Genomic DNA, 16,202 nt, shown 5'->3' with positions numbered 1-16,202 from the left:
GGGGAAGGCGACATGCGTATTGCCGTTGGTGGAATCCATACCGAGTGCAGCACCTACTCGCCGGTGTTGATGGGACAGGAGGATTTTCGCGTCTTTCGCGGCGCGGAGTTGCTGGAGGCCGAATATTTCAACTTTCTCGCCGAAGGCGGAGCGGAGGTGCTGCCGCTTCTGCACGCCCGGGCGGTGCCGGGCGGTCCGGTGTCGCGCCCGGCCTACGACGCTTTCAAGCGGGAATTCCTCGAGCGTCTGAAAGCCTCATTGCCCTTGGACGGACTTTATCTCGCCATGCATGGCGCGATGAATGTTGAAGGCATGGACGATGCGGAGGGCGACTGGATTTCAAGCGCCCGCACCGTGGTCGGACCGGATGTCGTCATCTCCGCGAGCTACGACCTGCACGGCAATGTCAGCCAGACGATCATCGATCAACTCGACATATTTGCCGGCTATCGAACTGCGCCGCATATCGATGTGCGGGAGACGATGGTGCGCGCCTGGACGATGTTGATCAGGGCCCTGGAGACAGGGACAAGACCCGGTATCGCATGGGCGAAAATCCCCGTTCTGCTGCCCGGCGAGAAGACTTCCACGGAAGACGAGCCGGCCAGGAGCCTTTATGCTTTCCTTCCTGATCATGACGCCCGCCCTGGCATCTGGGATGCGAATTTCATGATCGGCTACGTCTGGGCGGATGAACCGAGAGCGACCGCTTGCGCCGTGGTGACGGGAACGGATAAAGCGGCCGCACAGGCAATTGCGGCCGAGATCGCGCAATCCTACTGGGACGCCCGGCAGGATTTTCATTTCGGTCCCGTGACGGAGCCACTCGCGAAAATTCTGGATATTGCGGAAACGACGACCACCCGGCCGATCATTCTGGCGGACACGGGCGATAACCCCACTGGCGGCGGGGTGGGCGATCGCGCCGATGTTCTGGCGGCGCTGCTTGCGCGTGACTGGCAGGGGGCATTGCTGGGCGGCATTACTGACAGGCCTGCGGTGGAAGCCTGTTTTGCGGCGGGCGAAGGCGCGATCCTTTCCCTGAAGATCGGCGGAAGTCTTGATCCGAGGAGCCCGTCCGTCACCGTTGAAGCCGAGGTTGTGACACTGGACGATCCCGGTGCGGCAGATCAGCGGCAGGCTGTGATCGCCATCGGCGGAATCACGGTCATTCTGGCGGCTCGTCGCCGGCCCTATCACATGATTTCGGATTTCACCCGTCTTGGCTTCAATCCGAAGGACGTGCGGCTTCTGGTGGTGAAATCCGGTTACCTGTCGCCGGAGCTCGCGCCGATCGCCAATCCCAACCTCATGGCGTTGACGGAGGGGGTAATCAATCAGGATATTGAAAATCTTCCCAATCGCCGTCGGGAGGGCGATTTTTATCCCTGGAAGCCGCACTTCGATTATGTCCCGAATCCTGCCCTTTCGGTCCGCTGGCGATGACAACGGTCCGGTAGCTTCAATCCAGCGATCCGGCTTTGCCGGATCATCTCAGGCGAACATCCATGCCGTCGGCTCTTTCCATCGTCATCAACAATCCGTCGATCCGCATCGGGGCGCTCGCCATCCTGTTCTTCGGATTTTCGAATGCGGCGACCGCGCCCTATCAGGCGGTGATCGGCATTCGCGAAATCGGGCTCAGCAACACCGTCTATTCGCTGCTGATGCTGTTTGCCGCCGTCATCAATGTCAGCGCCAGTGTGCTGATGGGCATCGTCGCTGACAGGCTGGGTGAATATCGCAAGCCAATGCTCTATATTGCGCTGTTCGGTGTCAGCGGCTACCTGCTGGTGTATCTCGCCGGTAATGCCACTGCCTTTGTGGCCTCCAAACTCGTGCTTTTGCCAATTTTCGGCGCGATGAATTCGCTGATCTTTGCGCATGTGCGCGCCGACGCCCGCAATCTTTCGACGGGCGAGATGATCGCGGTGAATTCCATCATGCGGGCGACGATCTCGCTTTCCTGGGTGCTGGTGCCGGGGCTTGTGGGGGTGTTTCTGGTGAATTCCGGAAACATGCTGACCGCGTTCTTGTTCTCGGGCATATGCGCGCTCGTCTGTTTTCTGCTGGTGGCCTTCTGCCTGCCGCGCGCCGCCACGCCCGCCTCGGCCAATACCGAAGCGCGTTTTGGTCTGCGCGCCTCGCTTGGTGAAATCGGATCGCGTCGGGTGCTACTTCGGATCGTCGCCATCGCATTGATCTGCTCGATGCTGCATTTGAACGATTCCGTGCGCTCCCTCATCATTACCGGGCAGGCCAAGGGTACGGTGGCCGATATCGGCATCGTCGCCGGTATCGTCGCCGCGCTGGAAATCGTTTTCATCCTGCTGTGGGGCTGGATAGAAAAGAAGGTGCCCCAGACGCTGACGCTTGCCGCGGGCGCACTGCTTTACGCTGTTTACCTGATCCTGCAGGGGCTCGCATCGGCGCCGTGGCATATCTATGCCCAGACCGTCATCAGCGCACTGGGGGCGGCCGCGATCATCAGCATACCCATCACCTACCTGCAGGAACTGATCGCGGACCGGCCGGGCCTCGGCAGTTCGCTGATCGCCGTCAATATTTTTCTTGGAGCGGGTTTGGGCGCCCTGATTTTTGCCCTTGGCACGCTCGTCTCCAATTATTCGGGAACGTCGATCCTCGGGGCGATCGTCGGGATTGGCGGGGTTTATATGCTCTACGCCCTTGATGGGATCGGTCGCCGCAGGTAACCGCCATCGAATGAAAGAGGCTATGATGATTCTCGAGATTTGCGTGGACGATGTGGCCGGCCTGGAAGCCGCAGTGAGAGGCGGGGCAGACCGTATCGAACTTTGCGCGGCACTGTCCGGCGGCGGGGTCACCCCGTCTGTCGGCTTTATGCACCGCGCTGCGGCTTATGGGTTGCCCGTCAGCGTGATGATCAGGCCACGTGCCGGCGATTTCGTTTTCACGCGTGATGAAGCGGATGTGATGAAACGCGATATAGATGCGGCGCGCGCCGCGGGCCTTTCCGGCGTGGTGCTCGGTGCATCGCGCGAGGACGGCTCCCTCGATCTCCCGCTGCTCGAAGAGCTGCGTCGTCATGCCAACGGTCTGGATGTAACGCTTCACCGGGCTTTCGATGTCGTTCCCGCCATGGATGAAGCCCTCGAGGCCGCCGTTGCGCTGGGCTTTTCCAGAATTCTCACTTCCGGCGGCGCACGTTCAGCGCTGGAGGGGGTGGACACTCTGGCCCGCTTGTCGGAGGTCGCTGCCGGGCGGATCACCATCATGCCGGGTGCCGGCGTGCGTCCGCAAAGCGTGCAGACGCTGCTTGACCGGCTTCTAATCACCGAAATCCACGCATCCTGTTCCGCCGTTCCTCACTATGATCCGGAAAGCCGCGTGGCGAAGCTCGGTTTCACCGGGGCGGGGCGCAAAGTCACGGATGAGGCAGCGGTGCGTGAACTAAAGGCGATCCTTACCGCTCATCATAAAGCCGATGCAGCGTCCTAGCCGTCCCGGCGGCGCCATCGAGATTGAGGTGGACCGTACCGGGTGGCGGCAGGACGAGTGCCGCCTTGATCGCTTCGGCCATGGAGGCTGGCGAAATATCTTTCTCTTCCAGCACATGGGCAAGCCCAAGCCCGGCCAGCCGCTCCGCACGGGCGCTCTGTTCGGTTTCACCGCCGGCCGCGAAAGGGATGAGGAGCGAACGGCATTTTGCCTGAAGAATATCGCAGACGGTGTTGTAGCCGGCCTGTGATACCGAAAGGCGCGCGCCGGCGAGCAAGCTCGCGAAATCCTTGCGGAAGCGGAAAACGGAGATATTTTCCGGTGCCGCAGCCAATATCGCATCGAAATCCGCCTGTGGCATATTGGGACCGGTGACGAGACACCAGCTCTTGATACCGTCCAGCAGCAGCGCGGCCTCAAGGGCGGCCCGGACAAGGGCCGCACCGACAGCGCCGCCGCCGGCGGAGACCACAATATCGAATTTCTCGACCGGTTCCGGCGGTGGAAGCGGGGCCACCAGGCCGGTATAGACAATACGCTGACGTATCTCGCTGGCGAGGGGAAAGGTATCTTCCAGCCGGGCGAAATCCGGGTCGCCGTGCACGAGCACGGCGTCGAAATGTTTCTTTACCAGCGAGACGGTTTCTTCATCCCGGCCCGGCTTGGTTTTTTCCTGCAAAATATCTCGCAGTGACGCCATGACGAGCGGGCGCGGTTCGCTATCCTCGATCTCATCGAGAAGCGGAAGCAGTTCGAATCGCACCTGCCTGCGGCCGAAGGGAAAAGCCTCGATGATGACGATATCGGGTTTGGCGCCATGATAGGCACCGATCAGCATATCGGTCCTGAGCCTCTTGAAGTCGTCATCCACCGGTTTGCCGGAACTGTCGACCAGGCCGGTAAAACTGCCATCGCTGACGGCAATCGGCGGCAATTCGACATGACGGATGCCTTCACCCGGAAAACCCGGGACAGGCGTTCCGCCCGTCACCAGAACCACGTTGAAGCCATCCGCCTGAAGGGCATTGGCGATGCGGCTGGCGCGGGCTATATGGCCGATGCCAAGAAGATGCTGGACATAAAAGAAAACACAGGGCCGCTTTTCCATCTCGGTCATGGTGTCTTTTCCCATTCGGTCTCGAAGAGCGTCTTGAGTTCGGCAATGCTGGTGCGATGATCGAAGGCGGTGCGCACACGGTTTTCGGCGGCGCTGCCAAGTCGCTGGCGCAATTGCGGATCGGTAATAGCCAAGCGCAGGGCTTCTGCGAAGGCCGCTGGATTTTCCGGCTCTGTGAGCAGGCCGTTTTCACCACTGACGAAGAACTCCGGAATGCCCGATATGTTGGTGGAGATGCAGGTCATCGCCTGGCTCGCAGCCTCGACCAGCACGTTGGGAAGACCGTCGCGGTCGCCATCGCTGGTGATGCGGCAGGCAAGGGCAAAGAGGTCCGCTTGCCGGTAATTCTCCAGCACCTGCTTCTGGTCCATGGCTCCCGTCCAGACGACCCTGTCGGAGACGCCAAGTTCGTCCGCGAGTTTTTTCAGCGCAGCCAATTCGTCCCCGCCGCCGATATGGGTAAAGCGCCAATGGATATTGCGTGGCAGCGAGGCGAGCGCGCCCAACAGAATATCGATTCCCTTTTTCTTGACCGCACGGCCGACACTCAAAATCCTGACCGGATCCTCGGCATCTGAACCGTCTCTCGCCGGCCGCGGCGTGTCGAAATGCGGGAAACGCGTGAGATCGAGGCCATGATAACTCAGATGCACGTTCTGCCTCACCCCGGAAAGGGTCTGCAGATGCCGAAAGCCGCCGGCAGTGCAGGTCACGGCCCACCGGGCGCTTTGCAGCTTGGCGGCAAGGTCACGGTCGCTGGAGGTCCAGATGTCCTTGGCGTGGGCCGAAATCGTCCAGGGCGTGCCCGTGATGAGATGGGTATAGGCCGCGACTGAGGCGGGCGTATGAATGAAATGCACATGCAGCCACCCGGCATCCTCCGGCCATTCATTGGCCAGCACGGCCGCCTGACCGAAACGGCGAAAGCGGTTGCGGCTGAGATCATGGGGCAGGTCGCTGAGAAACTGGCGAAGCGCCTTGGTGAAGCCCGGCTTTTTGCGACATACCCACAGGGCTTTCAGCACACGCAGAGGTTCCTCATGCAGATACTCCGGCAGGTAGGTGACGGGCGCGCGGATCTCATCATGAACGGGATGGCGTTTCTTATCCGTCGGCCGGCGCATGGACATGAGTTCGAGCTTCAGCCCGGCCTTTTCAAGCCCCAGCAATTCCTGGGCGATAAAAGTCTCGGACAGGCGCGGATAGCCCTTGAGGAGCACCACGATTTTTTTTGCATCAGTCACGTTGCGCGCGTCTCTTCTGAACGTTGGTTGCCGAGGCCGGGTTACGCGCTGAGCGTGATCGGCGTCTTGTCGCCCTCGGGCGGCAGCCATTCGGCAATCCTGCGTGATATGTTTTCCAACCCGTCGAGCTTCAGCAGGCACGAATTGACGGATGGCGGCGCGCGGTGCGGCAGGGCTTTGAGGGCGGCCGCCATCTTGGCGGGGTTCTCGGCATCTTCCGGCAGGAGCATGTCGAAAAGACCCAGCTCCGATGCGCGGCTGGCGCGGATAAGCTGCTCCTCCCGCGGCACCGTGCGGGGCACGACGAGTGCGGGTTTGTCGAAGGACAATATTTCGCAGACGGTGTTATAGCCGCCCATGGAGACCACGGCCTGCGCACCAGCGACGAGATCTTCCATACGATTGTCGAATTCGATGATTTCGATGTGCGGTATATCGGCCACGCTGCTCATGAAGCGCTGGCGCTGATCCGCCGGCATATAAGGGCCGAGCACGACCAGCGCCTTGTGCGTCAGCTCCGGGTCATGTCGGTAGGCGTTGATGACGTCATCGATCAATTCACTGCCGTCGCCACCGCCGCCTGTGGTGATGAGAAGATAATCGCCTTCCGGCCGATGCGCCGCGGTCTCCGCCTGTGTCTTCGATCTCTGAAGAAAGCCCACGAAATCCATCTTGTCGCGCACCGCCTGCGGAACGTCGAGCCCTGTCAGCGGATCGTGGAAATCCGGCGGGCCATAGACCCAGACATGGTCATAGAACTGGCCGATCTTGGTCATGACGTTGTTGCGCTTCCACTCCGCCTCGAGCAGCTGCGGCGCATCCATGACATCACGCAGGCCGATGACGAGCTTGGTGCCCTGTCCCTTGAGATAAGCGAGTGTTTCCTCCACCTCGCCGCGAAGGCCCATGGGCTCCTTGTCGACGATGAAGATGTCAGGCTGGAAGCTTTCGGCGGTATGGTAGATGATGGACCGGCGCATCTTCAGCGTTTCCTGAAGATCGATATGCCTGTCCATCGAGGTGTATTCGCCATTGCGTAGCTTGATGACGCTCGGAATTTTCACGAAATCGACGCGGGCGCGATAATCGAAGGCACCGGCAATGGTAGCCCCTGAAATGATGAGGACGTTGAGACCGCGATAATCCTCCACCAGGGCATGCGCAATGGTGCGACACCGCCGCAGATGGCCGAGACCGAAGGAATCGTGGCTGTACATGAGAATGCGCGCGTCGTTCAAACGGGAGCTCATGGGCCACACCTCTTTTTGCCTTTCACGATGAAGGCGGCTTCGGAAGGGCAGTTTATCAAGGTGTATTCCATTTTATCTGAAGGGGTCCGCAGCATCACGTAGTCCGTCACCGAAGAAATTAAAGGCCAGAATGACGAGAACGACAGGGATCGTCGGAATGAGAAGCCAGGGATATAGCGCAATGACGCTGACGCTGCGCGCCTCCGTGAGCAGAATTCCCCAACTTGTGATCGGGGGGCGCAGGCCGAGGCCCAGGAAGCTGAGCGCTGTTTCGCCAAGGATCATGCCCGGTATCGTCAGGGTGGCCGAGGCGATAAGATGGGACATGAAGCCCGGAATAAGATGTCGGCCAATGATACGCGGTGTGCCCGCTCCCATCAATTGCGCAGCCAAAACATAGTCTTCCTCGCGCAACGCCAGTAGCTTTGAACGCACGGCGCGCGCTAGCCCGGTCCAGTCCAGCATGCCGAGAATGATGGTGATGCCGAGATAAACGAGGATCGGACTCCAGGTCACCGGCATGATGGCCGCGAGCGCCAGCCACAGCGGAATGCTGGGAATGGATTGCAGGACCTCGATGATGCGCTGGACAATCAGGTCAAACGTGCCGCCGCGATATCCCGCCAGGCCACCGATCACAATCCCGAGAACGAAGCTCATGGCGACGCCGAGGAGGCCGATGGTCAGTGAAATGCGCGCGCCGTAGATGATACGGGACAGCACGTCACGCCCGAGGCGGTCGGTGCCGAGAAGAAACATTTCACCGCCTTCTGCCGGGCAAACGAGATGGGTTCTGCCCTCGAACATGCCCCAGAAACGATAGGTGTCACCCTTGCAGAAGAAACGCAGCGGCTGGATATCGGTCGGCACGTCCCGGTAGACACGCCTCAGATTTTCCATGTCGAGCGTCATTTCACGGCCATACACGAAGGGGCCGACAAATTTCCCGTCATTGAAGAGGTGGATGGCCTGGGGCGGGGCGTATATGTGTTCGATATTGCGTGTGTGGAGATTATAGGGGGCGAGGAACTCGCAGATCAGAATAGAAAGGTAAAGCACCACCAGAAAGGCGCCGGACCACACCGCGATCTTGTGCTGGCGGAACTGCCACCACATGAGCTTCAACTGCGAAGCTTTGCTGAAGGCCGCCATGCCAGACGTGTTGGGTTCGATCAGCGACGGGTCGAAGGGCGCGGTCGAGACATAGTGCGGCAGGGCTTCGCCGGGATTCGGAATGGATGAAGTCATTTGACGTTACCACCTCCGAAGCGGATTCTCGGATCGAGTATGGCAAGGGCGATATCCGACACCAGAACGCCGATCACCGTCAGGAACGCAAGGAACATCAGGAACGAACCCGCCAGATACATGTCCTGGCTTTGCAACGCCCGGATGAGCATGGGGCCGGTGGTCTCGAGCGACAGGACGACGGCGGTAATTTCCGCGCCCGATATGATGGCAGGCAGGATTGAGCCGATATCCGAGATGAAAAAATTCAGGGCCATGCGCAGCGGATATTTGGTCAATACCCTGAAAGGGTGCAGGCCCTTGGCGCGGGCGGTGACCACATATTGCTTCTGTAATTCATCCAGAAGGTTGGCGCGCAGGCGGCGGATCATGCCGGCCGTGCCCGCCGTTCCGATGATGAGAACGGGAATCCAGATATGCTCAAGGATCGACTTGAACTTCGCCCAGCTCATCGCCTGGTTCAGATATTCCCGGTCCATCAGATGGCCTATGGAGATGCCGAACCATATGTTGGCGAAGTACATCAGAATCAATGCCAGCATGAAGTTGGGGATGGCGATGCCGAGCAGGCCGAGGAAGGTGAGCCCGTAATCGCCCCAGCTGTATTTATGTGTGGCGGAATAGATGCCGATTGGAAAAGCCAGCAGCCAGGTAACAATGATGGTGACGAAGGAAACCAGAACCGTCAGCCACAGGCGATCTCCCACCACGTCGCTCACGGGTAGCTGATATTCGAAGGAATAACCGAAATCGCCGACAAGCATGCCGGTCGCCCAGCGGAAATAGCGGATCGGGGCGGGCTGATCGAAGCCGTAACGGACGCGCAGTTCCTCGATTTCGGCAAGATTTGCCGTTTCGCCCATGGCGCGCAGCTCAGCGACATAGCTTTCGAAATAATCGCCCGGGGGCAGTTCGATGATGGTGAAAACCAGCATCGAGATCAGGATGAGCGTCGGGATCATGACGAGGACGCGCTTCAGAATATACCGCAGCATATCAGGCGTCTCCGTCGTACCAGAAGCTATCCGGCATGTAGACGCCGAGATAGGAAGTGGGTTCATAACCGAAAAGCGCCTTTTCCGGCACGTTCCGCATGCGCTTGACATGGACGACGGGCTGCAGCGCGCCGTTGACGATGCCGATGGAAAATACCTGCTGCGTATAGACGCCAAGCATTTCCAGCCAGATTGCCTGACGTTCTTCCTCGGTGACGCTTCGACGCCATTTTTTCAGAAGATCAAGCAAATGGGCCGCTTCCGGCAGATCGGGCTCTTTGCCTTCACGGCCGCCGGATAGATAGTGAATCCCCCAGACCGGCCATTGCAACTGGTCGTCACCGGTGGGGGCAAGGCCGGAAGGCAGCATGTCGGCCGTTGGCACGCCGTTGTCCATACCCATCCACACCGACATCAGTACTTCTCCGCCCATGGCGCGCTTGCGGAAAACATCGCGCTGGGTGGGGCGGACAGAAACGGCAATGCCGATATGTCGCCAGTGATCCGTCACCAGCTCCATCACGTCTGTTTCGAGCGTGCTTTCGCCTGTCGTCTCGACAATGATATAGGCGGGTCGACCATCAGGCAGGAGCCGAAGGCCGGCATTGTCGCGCTTGTCGAGACCCGCTTCATCGAGCAGCCTGTTGGCCGTTGCGCGATCGAAAGCGCTCCAGGCGTCCGCAAATTCCTGCCGGTAAAGCGGGCTTTCCGGCAGTACGGTATCTGCGCTTTCCTTCGCGAGCCCGTAAAAACAGACCATGTTGATTTCGTGCCGGTTGATCGCGAGCGAGAGCGCGCGGCGCACACGCACATCCTGGAAAGCGCTGCGCCAGACCGGGTCGGCGCAATTGAGATTTGGCAGCAGCGCGATGCGCGAGCCCTGGGAGCGCTTGTAGAGGTTAACTTTCAGGGGGAAGCGCTTTTCAGCATCCTTCAGGAAAGTGTAATCAGCGAAATCGAGGCCGAAATATTGCAGGTCGCTATCGCCCGACGCCGTCTTGGCCGAGATGATGTCCGACGAGGTGACGTTGAGCAGGAAGCGGTCGAGATAGGGCAGTTGCAGGCCGTTTTCATCGACGCGGTGATAATAGGGGTTGCGTTCGAACACGAACTGTTCGGCCGGCGGCGCGGTGGTGTTACGCCAGGCATCGAGCGTTGGCAGATCCGGATTTTCGGGGCGCACCTGCCGCGACATCTTGATATGCAGCCCGCTCCAGTCGTCTGTCTTGTTTTTCTTGATCAGCTTGGCGAGCTTTTCCGCCGTCTGATATTTGATGTGGAACTGTTTCATATAGGCGGCAGGCAAGAACAGCCGCGCCGGCGAGGCGGCCGCCAGTTTCGCCAGAAAATCCGGATTGGGGCCGTCCCAGGTGTATCGCACGGTCAGCCGGTCAACGACCTCGATCTGGGGCGGTTTGCCATTGACCAGAAGCTCGATCGGCGGACCGCCCTTGTGGATTTCCTTATTGAGGGCAACATCTTCCCAGAAATAGCGGAAATCCTCTGACGTGAAATCACTGCCATCGGACCACTTATGGCCTTCGCGCAGCCTGAAGGTGAAGATGCGTTCTTCCTGTACGTCGTAGCTTTCCAGAATATCCGGATGAAGCTCGAATTTTTCGTCGTAACCGACAAGGCGGGCATAGCTGCTGATCGGCATCAGGCGAATGTCGCGCTGGCCGCCAATGAGCATACGTACCGAGCCGCCATGTTTCCCCGGCTCTCGGTCAAGTGCCTTCATGTCGATGACGCGCGGGTTTTTCGGCAGGCGCTCGGCGATGTCGGGCAATTCGCCCTTTTCGCGCTTTTCCTTGAAATAGGTGGGGTCGGTATAGGAGGCCCGCGCATAAGCCGGCACAAAGACGGAGGCCAAGAGAGCGAGAGCGGTGCGACGCGTGATCAAGGGCGAAGCTCCCGCATGTCGGCATTGCCGTTCGCAAGTACGAAATGGCCTTCCCCAAGATCGGCCGATACCATCTCGCCGTCCCCCTCGTCGCGGAACTGTTTGCCCCAGTCGAATTTGCCCGTCGCGCTGATCTTGCCGATGGTGCGGAAATCGAGCGGACGGTCGAGATCGGGGAAAGGCACGGCGGCCAGCAGGGATTTCGTATAGGGATGCACCGGAGCGCGCATCAGGATTTCCCGTGGCGCCAGCTCCACGATGCGGCCCTCGCACATGACCGCCACGCGATCGGCCATATAATCCACCACCGCAAGATTATGCGAGATGAAGAGGTAGGTAAGCCCGAGATCCTGCTGCAAATCTTTCAGCAGATTGAGAATTTGCGCCTGCACGGAAACATCGAGAGCGGAGACGGGTTCGTCGCAGATCAGCAGTTCCGGGCCAAGCGCGAGGGCTCTTGCAATGCCGATACGTTGTCTTTGCCCGCCCGAAAAACTGTGCGGATAACGGTTCAGCGCGCTTTCCCCAAGCCCGATGGCCCTGACGAGATTGCGCACTTTTTCGGAGCGATATTTCGCATCACCCCGACCGTGGATTTCCAGCGGCTCGCTCAGGATGTTTCCCACGGTCATGCGCGGCGATAGCGACGATATCGGGTCCTGAAAGACCATCTGTATCTTCGACCGGAGCTCTTTCAGGTCATCGTCCCGGGCGTTGAGGACATCGATATCGCCCTGCGGACGGTGGAAGGTGACGGAACCCTGATCCGGACGAACGGCGCGCATGAGGATTTTGCTGACGGTTGTCTTGCCGCTGCCGCTTTCGCCGACCAGTCCCAGACATTCTCCACGACGGATCTCAAAGCTGACGCTGTTTACCGCTTTGGTTGCGCTGGCGTCACCTTTGCGGAACCAGCTCGATTTGCGCGTCGTGAACGTCTTGCTGATATTGTCCACGGTCAAAAGCGGACCAGGGGTTTTGTTGACCGTCGCGGTCTTCTTGCCCACCAGGCTTTCATGGTCGACGTTGATTTCGCGTAGCGCCTTCAGCCGCTCGCCCGGCTTCATGTCGAAATGCGGAACGGCTGCCATCAAACCCTTGAGATAGGGATGGGCTGGCGATTTGAAGATATCATCGACCGTGCCGGCTTCCATGATCTCGCCCTGATAGATCACGGCAACCTCATCTGCAATGTTCGCCACCACGCCGAGGTCATGGGTGATGAGCAGCATGCTCATATTCAGCCTGCTCTGCAGGTCACGCAGCAGCTTGAGGATTTGCGCCTGAATGGTCACATCAAGCGCCGTCGTGGGTTCGTCGGCGATCAGAAGCGCGGGACGACAGATCAGCGCCATGGCGATCATGGCGCGCTGGCGCATGCCGCCTGAAAGCTCGAAAGGATACATGTTCACGACCTTCTTCGGGTTCGAAAACCCGACGAGATCGAGTGTCTCATACATTTTTTCCGCACGTTCCGCCGGCGAAAGGATGCTGTGGATTCTGAGCGCCTCGTCAATCTGGTTGCCGATGGTGTGCAGCGGCGAAAACGAGGTCATGGGCTCCTGAAAGATCAGCCCGATGCGGTTGCCACGGATGGCGCGGATTTCGCGGCCGTCTTTGGGCAATTGCAAAAGATCGACGGGACCGCCCGCAGTGTTTTCCGGATCGGTGAACAGCACGCGGCCATTCACACGAGCGGTCTTGGGATGGATGCCCATGATCGTCTGGCCAATGACGGATTTTCCGGAGCCGGATTCACCGACCAATGCGGTTACTTTTCCCGGAAGAATGCGGAGGCTCGCCCCCCTGACTGCATCGATCGTTCCACCCATGAGAGAAAACGAGACCTGCAGATTTTCGATACGGAGCAAATCTGCGCCTGCGCTCATGCCAAAGGGTTCCTTGCCGCCTCTTTATCGTTGCCTTGTGACAATTGCTCGGGAGGGCTTAAAGCAACGTTATCGCAGGGTTTGTTGTCTGTCTATCCTTCTGAAACATCGAATTCTTTAGCAAATTTGAAGCCGGCTTCCGAAATGCTGCGACTTGCCCCACCGCGCTTGTTTCGTAATATGCTGACGGGAGCTTTCGAACGAGGATCCATGTCCGACAAGAAATATTACGACGCCAAGCTGAACGATGCGCGTCAGTTGCAGAATAACGGCCAATATGCTGAGGCGAACGCGCTTCTCTTATCGCTGGTTGCAGCAAAGGACGGGCATCTGATGGGAGAGCAGACGGTGCTCGGCCTGCCGCGCCGGCTGCATGCCGCACGGCTGCGTCTTGCCAAGGCCGAAGGCGATATGGTCGCGAAGATCGGATATCAGTATACGCTGGTGCCACCCCCGCAGGTGCTGGAAAAATATGCGCGATTTTCCGTGGAAGAACGCCGCACAATAAACCTCAAAAGCCGGGAGGATGTGCCGAGGCTCATTCATCAGATATGGATTGGTGAGAAATCGCCGCCCATGTCGGTCGAGGCCTGGGCTGCCCATGCGCTGAAGCACGGCTACGATTATCGCCTTTGGCGGGAAGCCGATCTTGAGCGGGAAGGGGTTTTTGCGAATAGCGTCTTTAACAGGATGCTGAGCGAGGGCGACTATCCGGGTGCTGTTGACGTCGCCCGCTACATCCTGCTCGAGCGGTTCGGCGGCATCTATCTCGACTGCGACTGGTATCCGGCGCGCGACGACGTGAGTTTCGATTCATTCCTTCCCCTTGCGGGTCTCACGGTGTTTGATGAAAAAACGCCGCGGAATACCGGACAGGGAAGTATGCTTCTCGCTAATTCCTTCATTGCCGCTCCAGCTGCGCATCCGGTCTTTCGCAAGATGCTGGCCGCCTTTCCCGACATTCTCGAAGAAATGCCGCGCGCGCCGGCGTGGTGGTCCACCGGGCCGTTGATTTTCACCGTCATTGCCCGGCAGGGAAGCATCAGCCTTGCACCGGCAGCGTTTGTCGCGGCATCCGTTCCGGACCGAACGCCGTTTGATACAGTTGATGAGATCAGGCGGGATCTGGCCAAGGATGCCGGCGGGCTGCTGATCGCCTGGAAATCATGGTGAGATTGCTTCGACGAGGTCTTTAGAGGAGCACCAGCGTGCTGCGCGGTGCCGTGCGGTCACCTCGAAAAGCCGCCGGAGGAAATGCCAGACGGTGTCATCATGCACGAGATGATGGGTAAGGATGCCGATTGTGCCGCCTTCCTCGGCAGCGCGCAGGATGCGGGCCGCCGTCTCGGCAAACAGGACATCGTGGTCACGGCCGCCGCGGCTGCCATGCCAATCGATCACATCCACATGCGTATTCAGACATGGCGGCGCTGTGTCCTTCTCCGGACCGAAAACGGAGAGGGCCCGATATCCAAGCCTTGTCAGTTCCCTCACTATATGGGCGTCGATGCGGTTCCACGGGGGCACCAGCATGGGCACGACACGCGGTCCATGCAGATCGTAGAGTTTTTCCAGCCCGGACTGCAGCTCGTCGAGAACGAGGGGAAGTTCCCGGTGGAGGCCAAGCTCCTGTTTCTTTTGTCCATCGCCGGCGTAATTGGTATGCGACCAGCCGTGAACCGCCACCTGGGCAATGTCCGAGGCATCCAGATGCTGCGCGAGCCTGCGGGTCGTCGTTTCGGGAATGACCGCGAGGGTGACCGGAACCGAGAAACTTTCGCAAAGATCAAGCAGGGTATCGAGTGCCCCCGTCGGGTCCACTGCATCGTCGTCCCTGAGCCACAGATCGGCCGAAATGCCGCGACGTCCGCATTCGTCCAGTGCTGCGACGAGTTTTTCGAGACTCATGATCTTCGTGCCTTTGCTTGCATCAAAATATCGTTCAGCTTGGTTGCGGCATTTTCCAGAGACCGCTCATGCATGACGAACCGGCGGGCTGCTTTTGCCAGTTCCTGTCGCCGCCTGTCGTCGTAAAGCAGGGCCTTGATCGCATCGGCATAAGCGGCACTATCATTTTCAGGTGTCAGTAATCCGGTGGCGCCAGATTTTACGACTTCGGGAACGCCCGCCACTTTTTCGGCGATGACGGGCAGGCCGGCCGCCTGTGCTTCCAGATAGGCAAGGCCGTAGGCCTCGCCGTGACCCGGCCAGACATAAATGGCAGCTTTCGAGAGAAGCGCTGCGATCTCGTCTGCGGCTTTTTGCCCGTGCCAGACGAGGCGATTTTCAGGGAAGCCGCTGAACATGGCTTGCACCGCCTCGCGTTCCGGACCGTCGCCAACGATCTCAAGTGTCCAGTCTAGGTCTTGTGGTAGCAGGGCGAGAGCGTTCGACAGGGCGCGATAGCTCTCGAGTTTGTCGCCCGCCCTCATCATGGCGACGGTGATGAGCCGTGTCCGTTTCGGCTGGGGAACAACCTTGAGAAAGGGCGCGGGGTCGATGAAAGGCGGGAGCATCGCCCATTGAAGCCCAGGAGAGGCCTGTACGAGCCCTTCGCGATCCCGTTCGGTGAAGCAGATATTGACTGCGGCTTCGTTCAACGACGACAACAACCCGTCCTGCACTGCCTGCCAGCCCATGGCGTTGCGCTTTGGTGAATAGGATGCTTCGGCGGTGACGTAGGATATATTGAAACGGCTGGTGAGTTCCGGTCCGAGCAGGTCTGGAGCCTTGTAGTACGGGTGATAACAAAACCACAGGTCCGGTGCGCCGTGCAACCGCCAGCGCTCCGCAATAGTCTCTACTTCACGTTCGGCCCGGTCGGCGAGGGACGACCGCTCGGGATCATCCGGCTGTCTAAGGAAGCTTCGCAGCTCGGACGCGACAAAAACCTCATGGCTACCCATTGCCATCGCCTGCATCAACAGGCGGGCCATCAACCGGTCGCCGGAAGGAACGGGGTGGTTGGGTGCTTTGAGCGGCGAATAAAAGGCGATCTTCATGCGGATGGTTGTGCGTTGGTCGTGCCTCTGGCGTCAACCGGAATTTGAAGGTGTGGAGCCTTGACAGCCTCGCC

At 59.3% G+C, this 16,202-nt stretch carries 13 protein-coding genes; 4 read left to right on the top strand and 9 right to left on the bottom strand.

What is annotated here, in order from left to right; translation table 11 throughout:
• Nucleotides 1-12: 12 nt before the first annotated feature.
• From EYD00_RS11060 to EYD00_RS11050, 3 genes are all read left to right on the top strand, one after another.
• Entirely contained in the window at nt 13-1,446 is a 1,434-nt protein-coding gene (locus EYD00_RS11060) for a M81 family metallopeptidase (RefSeq protein ID WP_004443714.1), read from the top strand.
• Nucleotides 1,447-1,508: 62 nt separating this feature from the next.
• Nucleotides 1,509-2,714: an MFS transporter gene (locus EYD00_RS11055; RefSeq protein ID WP_004443711.1), complete on the top strand. Its 1,206-nt coding sequence runs from the start codon at nt 1,509-1,511 to the stop codon at nt 2,712-2,714.
• 25 nt (nt 2,715-2,739) lie between these two features.
• On the top strand, nt 2,740-3,480 hold the full coding sequence (locus EYD00_RS11050; RefSeq protein ID WP_004443708.1) for a copper homeostasis protein CutC: 741 nt from the start codon (nt 2,740-2,742) through the stop codon (nt 3,478-3,480).
• Here EYD00_RS11050 and EYD00_RS11045 read toward each other — a convergent pair.
• The 7 genes from EYD00_RS11045 to EYD00_RS11015 form a co-directional block, all read right to left on the bottom strand.
• Nucleotides 3,446-4,597, bottom strand: a complete 1,152-nt coding sequence (locus tag EYD00_RS11045; RefSeq protein WP_004443706.1) for a glycosyltransferase family protein — start codon at nt 4,595-4,597, stop codon at nt 3,446-3,448. The two genes, EYD00_RS11050 and EYD00_RS11045, sit on opposite strands and share 35 nt — an antisense overlap.
• On the bottom strand, nt 4,594-5,841 hold the full coding sequence (locus EYD00_RS11040) for a glycosyltransferase family 4 protein (protein WP_004443705.1): 1,248 nt from the start codon (nt 5,839-5,841) through the stop codon (nt 4,594-4,596). The genes EYD00_RS11045 and EYD00_RS11040 overlap by 4 nt, the downstream gene beginning before the upstream one ends.
• A 41-nt stretch (nt 5,842-5,882) precedes the next feature.
• Nucleotides 5,883-7,091: a glycosyltransferase family protein gene (locus EYD00_RS11035; protein ID WP_004443703.1), complete on the bottom strand. Its 1,209-nt coding sequence runs from the start codon at nt 7,089-7,091 to the stop codon at nt 5,883-5,885.
• A 72-nt stretch (nt 7,092-7,163) separates the two neighbouring features.
• Nucleotides 7,164-8,339: an ABC transporter permease gene (locus tag EYD00_RS11030; RefSeq protein WP_004443701.1), complete on the bottom strand. Its 1,176-nt coding sequence runs from the start codon at nt 8,337-8,339 to the stop codon at nt 7,164-7,166.
• On the bottom strand, nt 8,336-9,334 hold the full coding sequence (locus EYD00_RS11025) for an ABC transporter permease (RefSeq protein WP_004443698.1): 999 nt from the start codon (nt 9,332-9,334) through the stop codon (nt 8,336-8,338). The genes EYD00_RS11030 and EYD00_RS11025 overlap by 4 nt, the downstream gene beginning before the upstream one ends.
• Before the next feature lies 1 nt (nt 9,335).
• The gene (locus EYD00_RS11020; RefSeq protein WP_004443696.1) at nt 9,336-11,237 is read right to left on the bottom strand and encodes an ABC transporter substrate-binding protein; all 1,902 of its coding nucleotides are present in this window, start codon (nt 11,235-11,237) and stop codon (nt 9,336-9,338) included.
• Nucleotides 11,234-13,126 (bottom strand): ABC transporter ATP-binding protein, encoded by a 1,893-nt coding sequence (locus EYD00_RS11015; protein WP_004443693.1) that lies wholly within the window; start codon nt 13,124-13,126, stop codon nt 11,234-11,236. The genes EYD00_RS11020 and EYD00_RS11015 overlap by 4 nt, the downstream gene beginning before the upstream one ends.
• A gap of 210 nt (nt 13,127-13,336) precedes the next feature.
• Between EYD00_RS11015 and EYD00_RS11010 the strand changes: the two genes are divergently transcribed.
• Nucleotides 13,337-14,299, top strand: a complete 963-nt coding sequence (locus EYD00_RS11010) for a glycosyltransferase family 32 protein (protein ID WP_004443690.1) — start codon at nt 13,337-13,339, stop codon at nt 14,297-14,299.
• Here EYD00_RS11010 and EYD00_RS11005 read toward each other — a convergent pair.
• Entirely contained in the window at nt 14,291-15,034 is a 744-nt protein-coding gene (locus EYD00_RS11005) for a polysaccharide deacetylase family protein (protein ID WP_004443687.1), read from the bottom strand. The two genes, EYD00_RS11010 and EYD00_RS11005, sit on opposite strands and share 9 nt — an antisense overlap.
• A complete protein-coding gene (locus EYD00_RS11000; protein ID WP_004443685.1) occupies nt 15,031-16,128 on the bottom strand; it encodes a glycosyltransferase family 4 protein in 1,098 nt (365 codons plus the stop codon). Before EYD00_RS11000 ends, EYD00_RS11005 begins: the two co-directional genes overlap by 4 nt.
• Nucleotides 16,129-16,202 lie beyond the last annotated feature (74 nt).

It is taken from the genome of Agrobacterium sp. 33MFTa1.1, assembly GCF_004328495.1.
Lineage (GTDB): Bacteria > Pseudomonadota > Alphaproteobacteria > Rhizobiales > Rhizobiaceae > Agrobacterium > Agrobacterium pusense.
Note: the sequence above shows the minus strand (reverse complement) of the source record. Positions and strands in the feature narration are given on the sequence as shown.

Coding starts and splice junctions, on each gene's coding strand:
- EYD00_RS11035 (WP_004443703.1), bottom strand. CDS start 7,091: ATGAGCTCCCGTTTGAACGACGCGCGCATTCTCATGTACAGCCACGAT.
- EYD00_RS11010 (WP_004443690.1), top strand. CDS start 13,337: ATGTCCGACAAGAAATATTACGACGCCAAGCTGAACGATGCGCGTCAG.
- EYD00_RS11005 (WP_004443687.1), bottom strand. CDS start 15,034: ATGAGTCTCGAAAAACTCGTCGCAGCACTGGACGAATGCGGACGTCGC.
- EYD00_RS11000 (WP_004443685.1), bottom strand. CDS start 16,128: ATGAAGATCGCCTTTTATTCGCCGCTCAAAGCACCCAACCACCCCGTT.
- EYD00_RS11055 (WP_004443711.1), top strand. CDS start 1,509: ATGCCGTCGGCTCTTTCCATCGTCATCAACAATCCGTCGATCCGCATC.
- EYD00_RS11030 (WP_004443701.1), bottom strand. CDS start 8,339: ATGACTTCATCCATTCCGAATCCCGGCGAAGCCCTGCCGCACTATGTC.
- EYD00_RS11060 (WP_004443714.1), top strand. CDS start 13: ATGCGTATTGCCGTTGGTGGAATCCATACCGAGTGCAGCACCTACTCG.
- EYD00_RS11025 (WP_004443698.1), bottom strand. CDS start 9,334: ATGCTGCGGTATATTCTGAAGCGCGTCCTCGTCATGATCCCGACGCTC.
- EYD00_RS11050 (WP_004443708.1), top strand. CDS start 2,740: ATGATTCTCGAGATTTGCGTGGACGATGTGGCCGGCCTGGAAGCCGCA.
- EYD00_RS11045 (WP_004443706.1), bottom strand. CDS start 4,597: ATGACCGAGATGGAAAAGCGGCCCTGTGTTTTCTTTTATGTCCAGCAT.
- EYD00_RS11015 (WP_004443693.1), bottom strand. CDS start 13,126: ATGAGCGCAGGCGCAGATTTGCTCCGTATCGAAAATCTGCAGGTCTCG.